This window comes from Pseudomonas sp. H1_F01 (assembly GCF_054681425.1).
On sequence record NZ_CP162823.1, the window covers coordinates 266,785 to 285,561 of the forward strand.

An 18,777-nucleotide genomic window follows, 5' to 3' on the forward strand; every position below is an offset into this window, starting at 1 on the left:
TCTCGACATGACCCAGTCCTACGAAGAACGCAGCGCCGTCAAAACCCGTCGTCAGCAGGAAGACCAGCGCCGCATGGCGTTTCGTCGTGCCATCGAAGACCGCTATGAACAGCGCCAGCTCCTGGCCGAAATCAGCGAATTTCCTGACGCGGCAGAGTTCAGTTACTGGCAGGCAGCGCCGGCGGCTTCCCGTCGAAACGCTCAACCAGGCCAATGATCTGAGCGCGCTCACCGCGAACGAATGCCAGGAAGGCATGAGCCACCGGTGACAGGCGTTTGGCCCGGGCCTGAACCAGGCACCAGCTGCGGTACAGCGGTAACTCCTCCACCGGCAGCTCGATGAGTGCGCCGGACGACAATTCCCGGCTCACGGCGTGGCGCGTCAACAGTGCCACGCCCAGCCCGGCCACCACGCACTCGCGCTGGGCCTCCGCCGACGCCACCTCCAGTGTCTGGGTGAAATGCACCCGTTTCTCCTTGAAGTACTCCTCGCAGGCCAGTCGCGTGCCGGACCCCGGTTCGCGCAACAGTAGCGTATAGGGCTCCAGGTCCTGCAAGCGCAGCGGGCCCATGTGGCACAACGGATGATCGGGCGGCGCCACGGCGACGATTGGATTGTTGAGAAATGGCAGGAATTCCAGGCCCATGTCCTGGGGAACCATGGACATGATCACCAAGTCGTCACGGTTGTCCGAGAGCCGGCGGATGACCTGGCCGCGATTGACCACCGTGAGGTTCAGGTTGACCTCCGGATGCTGGCGCTTGAACGCGGCGAACAGGTGCGGGACGAAGTACTTGGCGCTGGACTCCACCGCCAGCTTCAATTGGCCTTGCAGCGAACCCTGCATGTCCGAGAGCTGCATATCGAGGTTTTCCAGGCGTCCGAAGATGTCCCGGCTGGCACGTTGCAGGGCTTCGGCGGCTTCGGTCATGTAGAGTTTTTTGCCGACATACTCAAATAACGGTTGGCCAATCAGCTCTTCCAGGGAACGAATCTGTAGGCTAACGGCCGGTTGTGTGAGAGACATTTCATCAGCTGCACGGCTGTAGGACCTCAGGTCGCACACCTCGTTGAAAATCTGCAATTGACGCAATGTCATACGCATCAATGACTTACGCATTTTCTAAGCACCCTGGGCCGAGACGAATAGCTCAACTATAAGTCTTTGCTTATGCACGACCCAATAAATATTCATTTTTGTTAATCAACAGCCAGGACTAGTGTGGGGCTGCGACCAATTGTTACATCTGGTCACGCGTCGGCCTGGATCCCAGGCCGTGGTATCACCGGCTCAAGGGAACCTCCAATTGATAACAAAGATCCTGATCGCCAACCGTGGTGAGATTGCCGTCCGCATCGTGCGCGCTTGCGCCGAAATGGGCATTCGCTCGGTCGCGGTCTACTCCGACGCGGATCGCCATGCGTTGCATGTCAAACGTGCGGACGAGGCCCACAGCATTGGCGCCGATCCGCTGGCCGGCTATCTGAACCCGCGCAAACTGGTGAACCTGGCGGTGGAAACCGGCTGTGATGCCTTGCACCCCGGCTACGGTTTTCTCTCGGAAAACGCCGAACTGGCAGACATCTGCGCTGAACGCGGAATCAAATTCATTGGCCCTTCGGCAGAAGTCATTCGCCGCATGGGCGACAAGACCGAAGCGCGCCGCAGCATGATCAAGGCCGGTGTGCCGGTCACGCCGGGTACCGAAGGCAACGTATCGGGCATTGAAGAAGCGCTGACCGAAGGTGATCGGATCGGTTACCCGGTGATGCTCAAGGCCACGTCCGGTGGCGGCGGTCGTGGTATCCGTCGCTGCAACAGCCGCGAAGAACTCGAACAGGCCTTCCCGCGGGTCATTTCCGAAGCCACCAAGGCATTCGGTTCGGCGGAAGTGTTCCTGGAAAAATGCATCGTCAATCCCAAGCACATCGAAGCGCAGATCCTGGGCGACAGTTTCGGCAACGTGGTGCACCTGTTCGAACGTGACTGCTCGATCCAGCGCCGCAACCAGAAGTTGATCGAAATTGCCCCGAGCCCGCAGCTGACCCCCGAGCAGCGTGCCTACATCGGTGATCTGTCGGTGCGTGCCGCCAAGGCCGTGGGCTACGAAAATGCCGGCACCGTGGAGTTCCTGCTCGCCGAAGGCGAGGTGTACTTCATGGAGATGAACACCCGGGTGCAGGTGGAACACACCATCACCGAAGAAATCACCGGTATCGACATCGTTCGCGAACAGATCCGCATCGCCTCCGGGCTGCCGCTGTCGGTCAAGCAGGAAGACATCCAGCACCGTGGTTTTGCGTTGCAGTTCCGCATCAACGCCGAGGACCCGAAAAACAACTTCCTGCCCAGCTTCGGCAAGATCACCCGCTATTACGCCCCTGGCGGCCCGGGTGTGCGCACCGACACGGCGATCTACACCGGCTACACCATTCCGCCGTTCTACGATTCGATGTGCCTGAAACTGGTGGTCTGGGCGTTGACCTGGGAAGAAGCAATGGACCGTGGCCTGCGGGCCCTGGATGACATGCGCCTGCAGGGGGTCAAGACCACCGCCGCGTATTACCAGGAGATTCTGCGCAATCCGGAATTCCGCAGCGGCCAGTTCAATACCAGCTTCGTTGAAAGCCACCCTGAACTGACCAACTACTCGATCAAGCGCAAACCCGAAGAGCTGGCCCTGGCCATCGCCGCCGCCATTGCCGCCCACGCAGGCCTGTAAGGAAGTATGACCATGTCCAAGAAGATCTTTGTTACCGACACAATCCTGCGCGACGCCCACCAATCGCTGCTCGCCACCCGCATGCGCACCGAAGACATGCTGCCGATCTGCGACAAGCTCGACAAAGTCGGCTATTGGTCGCTGGAAGTGTGGGGCGGCGCGACATTCGACGCCTGCGTGCGCTTCCTGAAAGAAGACCCGTGGGAACGCCTGCGCCAACTGCGCGCTGCGCTGCCCAACACCCGTCTGCAAATGCTCCTGCGCGGCCAGAACCTGCTGGGCTACCGCCATTACAGCGATGATGTGGTCAAGGCGTTCGTGGCCAAGGCTGCGGTCAACGGCATCGACGTGTTCCGTATTTTCGATGCAATGAACGACGTGCGTAACCTGAAAGTCGCCATCGAAGCGGTGAAGGCCGCCGGCAAGCACGCCCAGGGCACCATCGCCTACACCACCAGCCCGGTGCACACCATCGACGCGTTCGTGGCCCAGGCCAAGCAAATGGAAGCCATGGGTTGCGACTCTGTGGCGATCAAGGACATGGCCGGCCTGCTGACCCCATACGCCACTGGCGAGCTGGTGAAAGCGCTGAAAGCCGAGCAATCGTTGCCGGTGTTCATCCACTCCCACGACACCGCCGGCCTGGCTGCGATGTGCCAACTCAAGGCCATCGAAAACGGTGCCGATCACATCGACACCGCGATCTCCAGCTTCGCCTGGGGCACCAGCCATCCGGGCACCGAGTCGATGGTCGCGGCCCTCAAGGGCAGTGAGTTCGACACCGGCCTGAGCCTGGAACTGCTCCAGGAAATCGGCCTGTACTTCTACGCCGTGCGCAAGAAATACCACCAGTTCGAAAGCGAGTTCACCGCCGTGGACACCCGCGTCCAGGTCAACCAGGTGCCGGGCGGGATGATCTCCAACCTCGCCAACCAGTTGAAAGAGCAGGGCGCACTGAACCGCATGAACGAAGTGTTGGCGGAGATCCCGCGCGTGCGCGAAGACCTCGGCTTCCCGCCGCTGGTGACCCCGACTTCGCAGATCGTCGGTACCCAGGCGTTCTTCAACGTGTTGGCCGGTGAGCGCTACAAGACCATCACCAACGAAGTGAAGCTCTATCTGCAGGGCGGTTACGGCAAGGCGCCAGGTTCGGTGAACGAGAAGCTGCGTCGCCAGGCCATCGGCAGCGAAGAGGTGATCGACGTGCGTCCGGCCGATTTGCTCAAGCCGGAAATGACCAAGCTGCGCGGTGAAATCGGTGCGCTGGCCAAGTCCGAAGAGGACGTACTGACCTACGCCATGTTCCCGGACATCGGTCGCAAATTCCTCGAAGAACGCGAAGCCGGCACCCTGACCCCGGAAGTGCTGCTGCCAATCCCTGAGGCGGGCAGCGTGAGCTCGGCGGGCGGCGAAGGCGTGCCGACCGAGTTCGTCATCGACGTCCACGGCGAAACCTATCGCGTCGATATCACCGGTGTGGGCGTCAAGGCCGAAGGCAAGCGTCACTTCTACCTGTCCATCGATGGCATGCCGGAAGAGGTCGTGTTCGAACCGCTCAATGAATTTGTCGGCGGTGGCAGCAGCAAGCGCAAGCAAGCCACTGCACCAGGCCATGTCAGCACCACCATGCCGGGCAACATCGTTGATGTGCTGGTCAAGGAAGGCGACGTAGTGAAGGCCGGTCAAGCAGTGCTGATTACCGAAGCCATGAAAATGGAAACCGAAGTGCAGGCGGCCATCGCCGGCAAGGTCACCGCGATTCATGTAGCCAAGGGCGACCGGGTCAACCCGGGCGAGATCCTGATCGAGATCGAAGGCTGAATAAACAGCCTCGATACAACGTTTTAACCTCGGGGGGGCATGTGCTCCCCTTTTTTTGCCCGTCAGAACATCATTCGCCACTGGCCCATCAGTGCACCGTTGCGGTTGTCCTGCCCCGTTTCACCGCGATAGTTCAGCCCTAGCGTGTGCCGTGGTGAAACGGCCAGGTCCAGCCCGGCTTCCAGGAGCAGGCTGTCACGGTCCAACTCGATACCTTCGACGGTATAGGTCGTGCCGGCGCTGACCAGGCGTTGATGGGCGCGGCCCCTGACCTCGCCGTAGAGGTGTTTCCAGCCCAGATTCAAGCGGGGTGTCAGGCGCATGCCTTGGTCAAGCGGGAAGGGGCGGGCGAGGCGCAGGCCCAGGTCACTGTGGTAATGATCCTGAGTGCGAGCATCGAACTGCAACGCGGCATCTCCTCCTTTCTCGGTGTACCGATCACGCTGATAGCGTTGATAGCCCAGTTGGACATAGGGCTCGATAGCGAAATGACCGGCGTCCAGGTTGTAGCCGATTTGCCCAAAGACCTGTTGCGTGTTGGCATCGTAACGACCCTTGAGGCGATCGCTGAAACCGTTGTACGCCACGTGGCGCTTGGTGCTGCCGTCATGACGGCCATAAACGGCGCCCAGGCGCAGCGCCAGCGGCCCGTCCTGGCGCAAGGCATAGGCACCTACCAGCCAGCTGTCGAGCTGGCCGTCGAATTGACGGCTGTCCAACCGGGTTTGCGTTTTGCTGCCGAGTATTCCCAAGCGCCAAGCAGGGCTGACAGCCCAGTCGGTGCCTAGCAACAAACCCTTGGTTGAATGTTTCAGGGAATAACTTCCCAATTGCCTACCGATGCTGCCGCTGTTACCGATGGCCTGGACCCAGACTTGGCCGTCGCCCCGTGCGCCCCCGGGCTTTGTCGAGTCCATGGCCGAGAGTATTCCAGTGCTGATCGGCGCGACGCTGCTTAGGGTGGCGTTGCCCAGGTCGGCGGTGTTGTAGCCGCTCAATTGGTCGAGGGCGTTGGCGGCGGTGATCAGGTTGCTGCCGAGTAGGGCGTTGATGGCGGCGTTGGGTTTGGGAGTAGGTTTGGCCGGTTGCGGTTTTTCAATGCTGTCTGCAACTGCGCGAGCAGGATCAGAAGTTGCTGCCGTCTTGAGCGGAACATCGTTGCGCGCGTAGGTTAGGCTGACCTGCGTCTCGGTGGGGTGCAATGTCGCCGTCATGAATTCCAGCTCGCTGACTACCGACCCGAACTCCCCGACGATCTGCCCTGCTTTGATGACGGTATGCTCTTTTGCCTCAATGTACTCGCCGGATACACCGACGATCCTTAGCGTTGCGTTGTTCAAGGTTGCGGTATTTTCAACGTTGATCGTTGAGCTATGGCCATCAGCATCGACGCCGTAGGTCACTACGGCGGTTGGGGAAAACGATAAGTCGTTGGCAAAGGGTGCACCTATTTCAGGACCTACCTCCAATTGCCCCTCGACGTTCAGGAAGCCCACTGTCCCGGTACCGCTGAATGTTGCGCCTTCTCGCACATCCACACGACCGGTCACTGTTCCAGCGTTCGTCATGCGAGCACCTGGCTCGACAATCGCGTTATTTGCAACATCTCCCTTGTTGTCAAACTCACCGAGAACTCCGATCTGTCCGTCGATAAGGCCGGTGTTGATCAATTTGGTTTCTGGCTCGATCACTCCCCAGCCAGTGAAGCTCCCGGTGTGCTCCCATTCGCCTTTCGTGACGTGCAAGGCCAGGAAATTACGGGTTTTAGCCAATTTAGAGTGCGCGGCGTCGTCCAATCGCAACACGTTGGCTCCGCCACCGCCATCAACCATTCCGCCGAACGCACCATTTGCGCTGATGTTGACCAAGTCGTTGGCCTTGGTCAGTTTCATGCCGGTTTTTCGAGGTTTGTCGACATTGTGATGTTTGGTATCTGGAGCTTCTGCGAGCGCCTTGAGACGCTCCTGCAGCTCGGCAGTCGTGGGGATATCGGCAGGTTGTTGAGCCATCGAAACATCCACGCAGCCAAGGGCCAAGGCGATTGCCAGAGCAAGATGTTGGGGCAGGTATAAGTGTTGGGTCGGCATTGAGTGCGGCCTCTCATGAAGGAGGTCGAACTTTAAAAATTTCACCCTGGGCGGCGATGCCAGCTATCTCCTCGCCATTGGAAAGATTCGGCGGATGAAATTTGTAGGCTGCTCGTGCTGCGATCAGTGTGTTGTCTCGTTGGCACTCATGGTTCGAAGCTTTGCCCTACAACCCTTTCAGAAATGGTAAGCGCCGTTTGTGGGAGGCGGATTGGCTGGTGTGTATATCCGTTACCGCAGCAATGGATATACGCACTGTCCTCAAAGGCACCTCGGAACAGCTCAGCGATTATTCAGATAAGCCTTCCCATAATGCCGCTCCATCCGCGCCTGAATCAGCTCCAACGCAATGGACATCAACCAGTAAATAATCGCCGCCGTAGTCAGCATCTCGATATAGCGATAACTGGAACGACCATAAGACTGCGCCAAAAACATCACCTCCCAAACCCCCATCACCGAGATCAGCGAAGAATCCTTGAGCATGGAGATGAATTGGTTGGTGGTCGGCGGGATGATGGTGCGCATCGCCTGGGGCAGGGTGACGCGCCAGAAGATCACGGTTTCGCTCAGGCCCAGGGCGAGGGAAGCTTCACGTTGGCCATTGGGGACGCCGAGGATACCGGCGCGGAAGATTTCGCTCAGGTAGGCGCCGTAGTTCAGCGACAGGGCGATGATCCCGGCGGCGATGGCGCCCGGGACTACGCCCAGCTGGGGCAGGCCCAGGTAGATCAGCAGGATTTGGATCAGCAGCGGCGTGCCGCGAAAGAACGACGCATAGAAACTGGCGATACCGAACGCCACCGCACTGCTGGACAGCCGCGCCAGGGCGGTGATGAAGCCCAGCAATGACGAAGCGACGATCGAGCACAGGCACAGGAACAACGTCAGCACCGCGCCTTGCAAAAAGCCATTGGGCGCCAGATGCATGCCCAGCAGGTTCGGCAGTTTGTCGAGGATGATGGAGAACTTCAGGTCGAAGCTCAGGAAGAAACTCGCGAACAGCACCAGCATGGCCGCCCAGGTCAGGTACAGCCGGGTGCGAAAACCGAAGATTTTCTGCAAGCGTGACTCAGCCACCGGTGGCGGTGGCTGAGGGGGTGGAAAAGAAGTCATTGGGTAATGTCGGCGCCGATCCATTTTTGCGAGAGTTTGCTCAAGGTGCCGTCCTGTTTCAACTGGGCAAAGACTTCACGCACCTTGTTGTCCCACTGGGCGTCGCCCTTTTCGATGGCCACCGAGTTCGGCTCGGAGTAGAGCACCTCGCCGGCCAGCTTGAAGCGCTTGTCTTCGGTCAGGCGCGGCTGTGCGGTCACCAGGTTGGTCAGCACCGCGTCCAGTCGCACCCCGGCGCCCAGGCCCAGATCCTGGAAAGCCACGTTGTCGGTGTCGTACGGGGCAATCTGCACGTCCTCGAACGGATAGCTCAGTTGAGTATCCTCGGCGCCTTCGATCACCAGGTTCTTGTTCAGGTAGCTCTCGTAGCTGGAAGCGCTGGTCAGGCCGACCTTCTTGCCGCTCAGGTCTTTGGCGCCGTGGATACGGTCGTCCTTGGCGTTGACCACGATCACCGCTGGCGAAGCGTAGTACTGCACCGGGAAATCGAACACTTCGGCGCGTGCCTTGCTCGGCGTCATGGAGCAGATGCAGATGTCATAGCGCCCGCTCCAGTGACCGGCCGCGATCACGTCCCAGGAAGGGGTTTCCAGGCGCAGCTTCACGCCCAGTTTCTGCGCCACCGCCTTGGCGACGTCCACGTCAAAACCGTCGAGCTGGTTCTGATCGTTAAGGAACGAGAAGGGCGGATAGCTTTCCATCAGCACGCCGACCAGTTCTTTTTTCTGTTCGACGCGATCCAGCGTGGCGCCGGCGAACGCTTGCGAAGAGGCAGCCAGCAGAGTCAGGCCCAGGGCCAGCAGTGGTTGTAATTTCATGTGAGGGCCCTGATAGAAAAATAAGTTGTAGTTCACCGAATGGTGCGTATTAAATAGTTATAAGAACAACTCCGGTAGTGAGTATTTTTCATAAGCTTATGAGTGAATCGCATATGGGCTCAGCAACGACAGTCATTCTCGATGGCGGCATGGGCCGCGAACTGCAACGCCGGGGCGCGCCGTTCCGACAGCCCGAGTGGTCGGCGCTGGCCTTGAGCGAAGCGCCCCAGGCGGTAGAAGCCGTGCACGCGGCCTACATTGCCAGCGGCGCCAACGTGATCACCAGCAACAGCTATGCGGTGGTGCCGTTTCATATTGGCGAGGCGCGTTTCGCCGAAGAAGGCCAGGCCCTGGCCGCGCTCGCGGGCGAGTTGGCGCAGCGGGCAGTGCGCGCTTCGGGTAAAGCGGTGCAAGTGGCCGGGTCGCTGCCGCCCTTGTTCGGCTCCTATCGGCCGGATCTGTTCGACGCTTCCCGCGCCAGTGAATTGCTCGCGCCCCTGGTGAACGGCCTGGCGCCCCATGTCGACTTGTGGCTGGCCGAGACCCAAAGCTCCACGGTCGAAGCGCGGGCGATTCACGCCGGGTTGCCGAAGGACGGCAAGCCGTTCTGGCTGTCGTTCACCCTCAAAGACGAAGACACTGATGAAGTGCCACGCCTGCGTTCCGGCGAACCGGTGGCGGACGCCGCTGCGGTGGCGGCTGAGCTGGGCGTCGAGGTGCTGTTGTTCAACTGCAGCCAGCCAGAAGTGATCGGCGCGGCCATCGATGCCGCGCGGGACACCTTCGCGCGCCTGGGTGTGAAGATCCACATCGGTGCCTACGCCAACGCCTTCCCGCCGCAACCGAAGGAAGCGACGGCCAACGATGGGCTCGATCCGCTGCGCGAAGACCTTGATCCGCCAGGCTATCTCCAGTGGGCGGCGGACTGGCAAAAACGCGGGGCCAGCCACCTGGGCGGCTGCTGCGGGATCGGGCCGGAGCATATTGCGGTGTTGGCGCAAAAGCTGGTCTAAGGGGTTGGCGGTCGGAGGGTAATAAATACATTGGCTGTTCGACCGCCATCGCGAGCAAGCTCGCTCCCACAATAATGCAGAACCTGTGGGAGCGAGCTTGCTCGCGATGGCTAACGCTCAGCCGCCGCATCCTTTCAAGCGTGCAATCCCGCCGCCGCAAACATCGGCTTACGCTTTTCTCCACAGCCCGTCCCCACACCTATACATATGTACGTCATTCCCGCTGAAACGGCGCGATAGGGTCCCAGCCCTACTCATCACCGGGACACCTGAATGACTGTCTTCCCTGAAAATGCACCTGGCGTGACGCCGCATGCTGCCGGCGTACTGCTCAGACCCATCAGCCTGTTACCCCACGGTATTCGATTTCAACCCCATGAATTCGCCGATCAATGGCTAAATCAATGGGGCCTTATTGGCGATACGCGGGTACAGGCCACTTATCAAGAGGTCGAGACAGTCGATTCGGCCGCTCAAAGAAAAACCTCATGGGTGCCTCTGCGTGACGCTGTGACACGAGGTTTTTTGATTGCCCATCAAAGCAGGGCGACCGCTGAGCCTTCTGCGCGCGAGGGTTGGGTTTATCCCCACCGAAGTCATATGTCCCTGGGCTTCCCCTCACTGCGGGTCAACGGTAAAGGCCTTTCAGCAGACGTTTTGCAGCAATTGCACGCCGGCATTGCGCCCGGCTACCAGGGCATTGGGCAGCCCGTCATTACTGAGGTGGACGCCCAAGGCAATCTGCTCAGCCCCCGTGAAAAAGAACAGATCAGGCAACTGGGGCACCTGGATGCCAATCAGGTGAAACTGGCGCGTCTGTTCGCCGCTTTGCCAACGTTCGACACCGTGCTCAAGCGTCTGCTGGTCAGCCGCATCAAGGCAAAGATCCCTGAGCGGAAATTCCGCGCCTCACTGCTCCAGGGCATCGACCCGGATCACTGGTATGTGAACCACTTTGATGTGGACTCGCTCGGTGGTCGTTCATTGACCGCCTCACAGTGCTTTACCGACGTGATGTTGGGCTGTTTAGCGACGGATACACCGCCCACTTACTCGCGCGGTGGTGTGGGCTTCTACACCCGTCCGGATTCGGTGGAAGAGGTCGACAGCGTATTCGTCAGCCCGCTGGGCGCGAAAATTCCAGCGATCATGGAGTCCGTGTTCTATATCGCCGACCCCGTAACCAATGACAGCTTGAAGCAGCAGTTCCGTGACGATCTCAGCGCCTTTCGCCACGACAGAAACGGTGCAGATGCGTTCGATACGTCGACCACTGAAGCGGCACTTGCTCATCTGCTGTGCCGACGATTCCTGCATCTTTTCGACTTGTACAAAGTCGACCGGGATCCGGCCACCCCGTTAACCCAAAGTGCGCGAACCCTGCAGGATGAAGAAGATCGCCTGCTGGACCTCATCACCACTCACCCTTCGATGGCGGACAGAAGCCGTTTGCTGCGTGCGCCCATTCCCCATGTCTATGCCGTCATGCTCGACATGGGCGCCGCGAAGCCACAGAAATGGCCCGCTGCGATGGTGATCAAGCGCACGGATCAGTCTTCGCTGTTCCTGTACTCCCTGGAAGGGGGAATACAGCGCTTTCGCTCTTTCCAGGACCTGGTCAATCACGTCAGCCCGACCTACGCGGGACAGAAGCGTGGGATCCGGGATATTGCTTCTGAACTGTCCGAGTCTGTTTTTGCCGTGGCGGCGGACGACCTGCTGCGGCACCAAGGCGCCGCGCTGGAGGCGGTCCTGAATGCCTCGGGCAACGAGACACTTACTTTGGCGGCTTATGCGCTGAAGGCTGAAGATGCACTGGGGTTGCCCATGTTGTCGCTGGCCGGGCCGCTGGCGGTGCGCCGGGAAACCCTGGTTGAAAACAACCGCGCCGATTTTTATACAACCGCAACACGTGCGGAAAAATCGAACTACCGCAGCCTGGAGACGCAGGTATTGGAAGCCGCCTACACACTGGCGGGTAGCGATATCCCGACGTTGTTGCAGTTCACCCGCCAGAAGATCAAGCAGTACCTGCAACACACGGTGCATCCCGGCGTCGATCCCGACCCGGACAAGACCCTGGTCACGCTCTCCTATGGCAAAGGCGCCAACCCAAGGCAGTCACGTATCGCCAGCCTGACCGAGTTGATGCTCGATAACCTGCGCCCGACTCAATACCCGAACGCGATGAGAGAAGTGCTGGCCGTCTACCTTGCCGATCAAGATGGCCAGCGTATCCGGCATCCGGCCAACGGCTTCCTGATCACGTTGACGGGCGGTGAGCTTGCCAGGATGGCGACGCACATTGATGCCGGCGGCCGTTATGAAACCCTGCTCCGGAAGGAAATGAATAAACCTGACTACAAAGCAGTCTGGCAGGCGGCCTACCTGGCCAATATGAAATTCAAAGGCCATGAGGCCGGGCTCAGGGGCGATGAAGTCTTCAAGACCACCGTGCTCGATAGGGCCTTCCATCCACCGAAGCCCAAGAAGTTGATTGCTCTCTGGCTGCAGGCTGTTCTGCAATCGTCCGTTGCCGAGACACGTGCGCTGGTCCAGGGACGAAGGGTGCAGGTCTATGGGCTTGTGCTGGGTGGAAGTGTCGGGGCTGGTGGGCAGCATGGGACGATGGGCAATGCGAGCAGCATTGATGGCGTGCTGGTTTTTTCCGATCAGGACGGGCCGGACATCAAGGGAACCGTGGGGGTCTATTTTCCGGACAGCCCCGAGGGTGATGACTTCCATGAGTTTTCCAGTCTGGGCGAGGGGGTGGCGGGGCTGTTGCAGCAAGAGCAATGGCAGGGATATTTCCGCTCACGCATTTGCACCCTTGATCCCGAAGAGATAAAGCGCACGTTGGGGCAACAACGTGGCCGACCGTTGATCCGCGGTGCGTTGATCCCTGGCAATCTTCTCGAGACCCTCCACCGCGCGCACGTCAATTTCCATAGCGCTTATGGCGATCACCGCTCCAACAGCAACCGGGATGTTCATCGCCAGACGGCTGCCAGGCTGGTGATGATGTCGATGGAAACGTTCATGGACCTGGCCGGTATCCTCCTGGTTCCTGGTTTGCAACTGCTCAAGAGCGCCATCAAGACCGGCTGGTTGATGGTCAGGACCGGCGCTGTTCCAGCGAACCTGACCACCTTGGTCTTTGTCCACAGAGTGGCCAATTATGGCGGACGAGGGTTGGCGGGTGGCGTGAGTGTTCCAGTACGGGGACAGTCCTCTTTCCTGGCCGTGACGGCGCGCCAGAGCCGGGGCGAAACATTGGCAGGCCTGCCTTTGGAAGACGCGCTTTACCGCCGTTATGCCGTGGCGGATACCTCGTTGCTACAAGGGCTGGTCGCCGATGCCCAGGGCTTTTATCGCCCCGCGCTCAATAACAGCGTCACGCGTCCCGTGTACGTGCGACAACCCGATGGGACGGTGTTCCGGGTGCACGACCATACGAAGTTGACGGCGACCGAGGCCACCCTTGTCGACCCTGCTACCGGGTTGAGTATCCGTTCCAGTGGCGTGATGAGAAGTACCGTGGCGCGGATGCCCAATGGCGAGTGGCGCGCTATAGGGTTTGGTCGGGGTGGTGGGAAGCGTCCGGCACCGGCTGAACCGGGTCCCTCGAAACCCAAGGTGCCTGCTCCGTCGCCGGCGTCAGTTTCCGGTTTGATCCGCACACCAGGCGTCTGGAATACTCAAGTCATGGAGCTGGTCCCGGCCATCATCACGCGCCTTGCGAGCTGGCCGCAAAACCGCAGCTTGCTGATCATCGATGAGATCACGGCAGAGCGTAGTTGGTCTGTGCGCTTTACCCCGGGCGAGGTGGAAAGTGTCTATCCGATGAGCAACCACCCAGGACAGTCGAGCACCGATATTGTCTTGAGACGAACGGCCCAGAACCATTACAGCCTGGTGCTGGGAGACCGTGTCGAGGAGATCCCTGGCGACGGTGATTGTTTTTTCGATGCCGTTGCCCGTGGGCTGAATGAAGGGCAAGCGCAGGAGACTTTCTCGATGCAGGGGCTGCGTAATGCAGCGGCCGACTATGTCGATCAACATCCGGAATTGAATCAGTACATGGTGTCGCGAGCCTCCGGGGTCCGACAAGCGCTCTTTGAAAATGCCCCCTGGCTGGAAAACCTGCTGGACGAGGAGGCATTGTCCGATCTCAGCCGGATCATCTACGGGGCCCCCAACCCGTATCGCTTGTTTCAACCGACTCAGGATTACCTGCGGCTATACGCAAACAGCGTAGGTCGCCGGACGCTGTTTGCGGCGCGAGAGGCCGACCTGCCACCGGAGGTGCTGCAGGAAATCGGGCGTTACTTATCGCCCCGTTCCCCAGAGCAACTGATGCCCAGCAGCGCACCGTATTACACCCGGGAGAACCAGACCCTGCGGCAGTTTTTCCAAGATACCCTGCTGGGTCCTGTCGAGGATTTGCACCTCACCGAACTGCTCAATAATGAATTCCTCCGGCTGTCCCAAGGCGTGATCCATATCATGCTGGAATACGGAGTCAGGGCCCGGCAACTGACCGACCATCACCCCAGGAATCAATTGGCCTACGTCAAGTTCGACCAGGCCAGGCATGGTCATCTTGATGATAACCAGCTTGAACAATTGCTCGACGGTGCCTACCTGGTGGACCGCGACGACCTGGCTCAGGTGAAATTGAGATTCGAGCGTGAAACGGGCCGGGTAATCGATGACGACTCAGAACTGATGGAGCAGTACATTTATTACGATCGGGCTGAAAGCACCCGTGATCTGCTCATCGCGTCCCTCGAACGTTTCCCCGATTTGTTGAGGCGGGCGAATCTCCTCCTGAGGTCTGCGGTTATTTCATCCAACCTGGACGGCATGTTGCCTGTGAACGTAGTTGCAAGATGGCTGCGTAATCCGGCGCTCTCCGAGCGGCGACTGCGAGTCATCTCTGAATATGCCGATACGCGTTACAAAGAAGTGGTGAGGCACGGCGATATCGTTATCCACTGGATGCGATTGTTCGATGACAGCAATCTGCAGAATATCGTCACCCATCAACGGGTACTGACGGCGTTTTGGGATTACCTGGAAAGGCCGCCGGTGAAGGCTGGCGAGGTCGACCAGGCGCCTGTCATCCGGTTATTCAGCGCACCGGGGCAATTGCCCTCCAATACCCGAGTGAACATTTTGTTCAATACCCCAAATCTATGGAGCTCGCTGCAGCGTCTCCCCAGGCATCACGCCGTGCAGATCTGGGACGATCTGACTGGATCTCAATTTAGCGACTCCGTGATTCAATTCACGCTCGAGCGCCCCGGCGTGCTTCGTTCCGCGCTGGATTTTGTGCTCGCATTAAGAGGCAATCTTCGTGCGAACCGGATTGTCAGGGAGCTGTTCAGCGTTGACCAAAACCGCGCCCAACAGTATCTGTACAATTTTGATTTCCCGGTCAATCGCTTGGGGCACAGCCTTTTGGACTTCGTGACGTATCTGGAAAGCCACATGGCCGTACCGGACTGGGCCTGGCAGTACCTGAAGAGAGGGGTGACACCCGAATCGCTCAAGACTTTTGGAGAGATGAAACCGAAACCGGAGTGATCGGGCGGTTGGCAGCCAATGAGTTCATTGCCTATTAATCGCCATCGCGAGCAAGCTCGCTCCCACAGTCAATCTGTGATGATCACTTAATCCAGGTCCACAACAGATCCACTGTGGGAGCGAGCTTGCTCGCGATGGCGGAGCGTCAGGCACCGATAGCTATGCCCGACACTCCACCAACCCGCGCACCTGCCCACCCTCGCGCTGATTGTCCTCACTCAACCAGCGCTCGAAGCCCGCAGCTATCGCCGGCCATTCCGAGTCCAGTATCGAGTACCACGCGGTGTCGCGGTTCTGGCCCTTGACCACCATGTGCTGGCGAAACACTCCTTCAAACGTGAACCCCAGCCGTTCGGCCGCATATTTGGAGCGGGCATTGCCGTTGTTGCATTTCCACTCCAGCCGGCGATAACCCAGGGCGAAAGACTCCTTGGCCAGCAGATAGACCGCCTCAGTGCTTTTCGGCGAACGCTGCATCGGCGCGCCGAAGGTCACGTGGCCGATCTCGATGCGGCCCTGGGCCGGGACGATGGACATCAGGCTGAGAATGCCCTGCACCTCGCCACTGGCGCGGTCGATCACGCTGAAGAAATACGGGTCGGTATTGGCCGCATGGTTGTTCAACCAGGCATCGAACGCGACGCGATCCGTGAACGGGCCATAGGGCAAGTAATCCCAGAGTTTCGGGTCGGCGCCGGGGCCTTCGAGGGCTTGCCAGAGGCCATCGGCATGCCGCGCCGGATCGAGTTTTTCCAGGCGGATGAAACGCCCTTCGAGCACCTGTGCAGAGGGCGCCGGGACACCTTTCCAATCGGCGAGTGAAGTCGACATGCTGCGCTCCTTAAAGGGCTTTGCGAAATTGAATGAAGCCTGGGCGCTCGGCGATGCGCTCGTACAGTTGGATCGCCGTGGCGTTGGTTTCGTGGGTCAACCAGTGCACCTTGCAGCAACCATCGGCCTTGGCGGTGGCATAGACGAATTCGATGAGCTGGCGACCCACCCCGGTGCCACGGCTCTGTTCCGTTACCAGCAGGTCTTGCAGGTAGCAGGAATTCTCGATGCTCCAGTTCGAACGGTGATAGATGAAGTGCACCAGGCCTACCGCCGTGTCGCCATTCCAAGCGAGGGCAGCATGGGTCGGTTCACGCTCATCGAGCAAGCGCTGCCAGGTGCTTTGGCTCACGGCGTCCGGCAATTCGGTTTTATAGAACCGCAGGTAGGCCTGCCACAGCGGCAGCCAGGCGGCGTGATCGTCGGCGCTGACGAGGCGGACTTCAGGTTGGCTCATGTTCACTCCTTGGACGATTGTTCAGGCATCAGGTGGGCGAGCGCCCGGTCCTGCGGGTCGGGGCTGGCGGCGAGGCCGTTGCGTACGCCGGCGACATCCGCGGGGCTACGGTTCTGGCTGAGCTTGCGCTTGCCTTCCAGGCGCTGGATGGGCAGGGCGAAGCCGACGATGGCCTTGAGCATGCTGTCGATGTACTCGGGCGGCGCATCATCGATCTTCCACGACTGCTCGCGACCGGTTTCGTGGCGGTCGGTGAGGGCGCCCACCAGGTTGCGCAGGCGATGAGCGTCGCTGAACACCTCGGCGCTGCCGTAGGCGTGTACGGCCACGTAGTTCCAGGTCGGCACGACCTTGCCGTGTTCGGCCTTGCTGGCGTACAACCCTGGGCTGACGTAGGCATCGGCCCCGGCGAATATCACCAGGGCTTCGGCGCCGGCTTCCAGGTCGCGCCATTGTGGATTGGCCCGGGCCATGTGGCCGTAGAGGCTTCCGTTCGGCCCTTGTTGCGTGTCCAGCAACAGCGGCAAATGACTGGCCTGCAAACCGTGTTCACCCTGGGTGACCAATACGGCCAGGCGGCAATCGCCGATCATCTGGTGCAGTTCGGGCAGGTCTTCGACGGCAAAGGCTTTGGGGTTGTACATGATGATTTTCCTTGGCGAATGCGAGCATCCTAGGCAGGCTATTGGTCTGTTGTAAGAGCCACTTCTGGCCAATTCGATAGGTCCATTCGTGAGGGCTGTCATGCACAACGCCGCGCCGCCATTGTCATTCAACCCCGCAGGCATTGAGCTGGACCGCCGCCAGGGGCTCAGCCGCCAGCTTTACCAGGCATTGCGTACCCGGGTGCTCGATGGGCGCCTGGCCAGCGGCACGCGCCTGCCGGCCAGCCGTGACCTGGCGGCGGCCTTGTCGATTTCGCGTAACAGCGTGGTGCGGGCCTATGACCAGCTCTACGCCGAGGGTTTCATCGAAGGGCGGGTCGGTGACGGTACATATGTGGCGAAACTGTCCTCGACGACGTTGCCGCTGAAAAACATATCCACAAAAGTATCCACAGGGTTTTCAACAGGCTTACCCACAGCCTTATCCACAGATTGGCTCGATTTGCCTGTGGGTCCATCCAGTAAAGTTATCCACAGCGACGCGCTGAACCGCGTCGAAAAACATCATTTGGCCCAACCGCCCAGCGGCCCGCCGCGAGCGTTTCGGGTCGGTGTACCGGCTTTCGATCTGTTCCCTTTCGACGTCTGGGCCAAGCTGAATGCGGCTTTCTGGCGCAAGCCGGATCTGCAGCAGCTGTGTTATGGCGATTCCCAGGGCGATGCGCGCTTGCGCGGGCTGATCGCCGCGTACTTGCGCAGCTCCCGGGGGCTGCACTGCACGGCTGAACAAATTGTGATCACCAGTGGCGCACAGCAGGGCATCAGCCTTTGTGCACAGCTGTTGGTCGACCCGGGCGACGTCGTGGCGGTGGAAAATCCCGGCTATCGCGCGGCCGGGCACGCGTTCGCCGTTGCCGGTGCCGACGTCAGGGGCGTGCCAGTGGATGGCGATGGCTTGGATTGCGCCGCGCTGGGCGCGTTGAGCCACTGTCGGCTGACCTATGTCACACCGTCCCATCAATACCCGACCGGGGTGGTCATGAGCCTGCCGCGGCGGTTGGAACTGCTGGCCTGGGCCGAACGCAACGACGGCTGGATCGTCGAGGATGACTACGATGGCGAGTACCGCTACAGCGGCGCGCCACTGGCGCCCTTGGCGGCACTGGATCGCCAGGGGCGGGTGCTTTACGTCGGCACGTTCGGCAAAGTGGCGTTCCCGGCCCTGCGCCTGGGCTACCTGGTGCTGCCGCCGGGCTTGGTCAACGCCTTCGCCCGACGGCGCGCCGTGGACGTGCGCCACTCCGAAGTCAGCACCCAGGCGGTGATGGCCGAGTTCATGGCCGCCGGGCATTTCCAGCGGCATATCCGGCGTATGCGCAGGGCCGCCCTGGTTCGGCGTGATGCGTTGCTGGCGGGCTGGCCCACGGCGGTTGCGGGTGTCGGAGCCCTGCCCACTGTCGTGGCCGGGCTGCATCTCACGGTCCCGGTGGAGAGCATCGAGCGCGAGCGCGAACTGATCGCCCAAGCGACGAATGTGGGTGTGGAAATCAATGGCCTGAGCAGTTATTGGTTGCCCACCACCCCGTCGCAAGTGCGCGCCGGGCTGGTGCTCGGGTTTGCGGCGGTCCCGCCAGCGGCGATTGGCACCGCGCTGGCGAACCTGTCGAAGGCCTGGAAACCCTGAGGGCGCGCCGTCGGGGCATCGGCAGCGGCCCT

Annotated in this window: 13 protein-coding genes; 6 read left to right on the forward strand and 7 right to left on the reverse strand. The window is 60.2% G+C overall.

All coding sequences use genetic code 11. The annotated features are described in order from the left end of the window. The first annotated feature begins 7 nt into the window (after positions 1 to 7). The gene (locus AB4O09_RS01245) at positions 8 to 217 is read left to right on the forward strand and encodes a PA3496 family putative envelope integrity protein (RefSeq protein WP_013694599.1); all 210 of its coding nucleotides are present in this window, start codon (positions 8 to 10) and stop codon (positions 215 to 217) included. Here the strand turns inward: AB4O09_RS01245 and AB4O09_RS01250 are convergent. After that, a complete protein-coding gene (locus AB4O09_RS01250) occupies positions 159 to 1,121 on the reverse strand; it encodes a LysR family transcriptional regulator (RefSeq protein ID WP_013694598.1) in 963 nt (320 codons plus the stop codon). The two genes, AB4O09_RS01245 and AB4O09_RS01250, sit on opposite strands and share 59 nt — an antisense overlap. Before the next feature lie 187 nt (positions 1,122 to 1,308). Here AB4O09_RS01250 and AB4O09_RS01255 point away from each other — a divergent pair, with 187 nt between their 5' ends. Next, positions 1,309 to 2,724 (forward strand): acetyl-CoA carboxylase biotin carboxylase subunit, encoded by a 1,416-nt coding sequence (locus AB4O09_RS01255; protein ID WP_003206982.1) that lies wholly within the window; start codon positions 1,309 to 1,311, stop codon positions 2,722 to 2,724. A gap of 12 nt (positions 2,725 to 2,736) precedes the next feature. Next, complete coding sequence (oadA, locus tag AB4O09_RS01260; RefSeq protein ID WP_003206980.1) at positions 2,737 to 4,545, forward strand: sodium-extruding oxaloacetate decarboxylase subunit alpha; 1,809 nt, start codon at positions 2,737 to 2,739, stop codon at positions 4,543 to 4,545. 62 nt (positions 4,546 to 4,607) lie between these two features. Here oadA and AB4O09_RS01265 read toward each other — a convergent pair whose 3' ends face one another. The 3 genes from AB4O09_RS01265 to AB4O09_RS01275 form a co-directional block, all read right to left on the reverse strand. Beyond that, complete coding sequence (locus tag AB4O09_RS01265; protein ID WP_460107873.1) at positions 4,608 to 6,632, reverse strand: autotransporter outer membrane beta-barrel domain-containing protein; 2,025 nt, start codon at positions 6,630 to 6,632, stop codon at positions 4,608 to 4,610. Positions 6,633 to 6,914: 282 nt separating this feature from the next. Next, positions 6,915 to 7,748: an amino acid ABC transporter permease gene (locus AB4O09_RS01270; RefSeq protein ID WP_003206976.1), complete on the reverse strand. Its 834-nt coding sequence runs from the start codon at positions 7,746 to 7,748 to the stop codon at positions 6,915 to 6,917. Further along, positions 7,745 to 8,566, reverse strand: a complete 822-nt coding sequence (locus AB4O09_RS01275) for an ABC transporter substrate-binding protein (RefSeq protein ID WP_003206974.1) — start codon at positions 8,564 to 8,566, stop codon at positions 7,745 to 7,747. The genes AB4O09_RS01270 and AB4O09_RS01275 overlap by 4 nt, the downstream gene beginning before the upstream one ends. A gap of 113 nt (positions 8,567 to 8,679) precedes the next feature. Here AB4O09_RS01275 and AB4O09_RS01280 point away from each other — a divergent pair, with 113 nt between their 5' ends. After that, complete coding sequence (locus tag AB4O09_RS01280) at positions 8,680 to 9,579, forward strand: homocysteine S-methyltransferase family protein (protein ID WP_003206973.1); 900 nt, start codon at positions 8,680 to 8,682, stop codon at positions 9,577 to 9,579. A 273-nt stretch (positions 9,580 to 9,852) separates the two neighbouring features. Then, positions 9,853 to 15,168, forward strand: coding sequence for an OTU domain-containing protein (locus tag AB4O09_RS01285; protein ID WP_460107875.1), 5,316 nt, complete (start codon positions 9,853 to 9,855; stop codon positions 15,166 to 15,168). Between the two features lie 159 nt (positions 15,169 to 15,327). Here AB4O09_RS01285 and AB4O09_RS01290 read toward each other — a convergent pair whose 3' ends face one another. From AB4O09_RS01290 to AB4O09_RS01300, 3 genes are read right to left on the reverse strand one after another with little or no spacing between them, the layout of a single operon-like run. Then, on the reverse strand, positions 15,328 to 15,999 hold the full coding sequence (locus AB4O09_RS01290; protein ID WP_003206968.1) for a GNAT family N-acetyltransferase: 672 nt from the start codon (positions 15,997 to 15,999) through the stop codon (positions 15,328 to 15,330). Positions 16,000 to 16,009: 10 nt separating this feature from the next. Continuing rightward, positions 16,010 to 16,456: a GNAT family N-acetyltransferase gene (locus tag AB4O09_RS01295; RefSeq protein WP_013694592.1), complete on the reverse strand. Its 447-nt coding sequence runs from the start codon at positions 16,454 to 16,456 to the stop codon at positions 16,010 to 16,012. 2 nt (positions 16,457 to 16,458) lie between these two features. Next, positions 16,459 to 17,100 carry an FMN-binding negative transcriptional regulator gene (locus AB4O09_RS01300; protein ID WP_003206964.1) on the reverse strand — a complete coding sequence of 214 codons (642 nt, stop codon included), beginning with the start codon at positions 17,098 to 17,100 and terminating at the stop codon, positions 16,459 to 16,461. A gap of 100 nt (positions 17,101 to 17,200) precedes the next feature. Here AB4O09_RS01300 and pdxR point away from each other — a divergent pair, with 100 nt between their 5' ends. Continuing rightward, positions 17,201 to 18,745: a MocR-like pyridoxine biosynthesis transcription factor PdxR gene (gene pdxR / locus AB4O09_RS01305; protein WP_003206962.1), complete on the forward strand. Its 1,545-nt coding sequence runs from the start codon at positions 17,201 to 17,203 to the stop codon at positions 18,743 to 18,745. Positions 18,746 to 18,777: the final 32 nt, after the last annotated feature.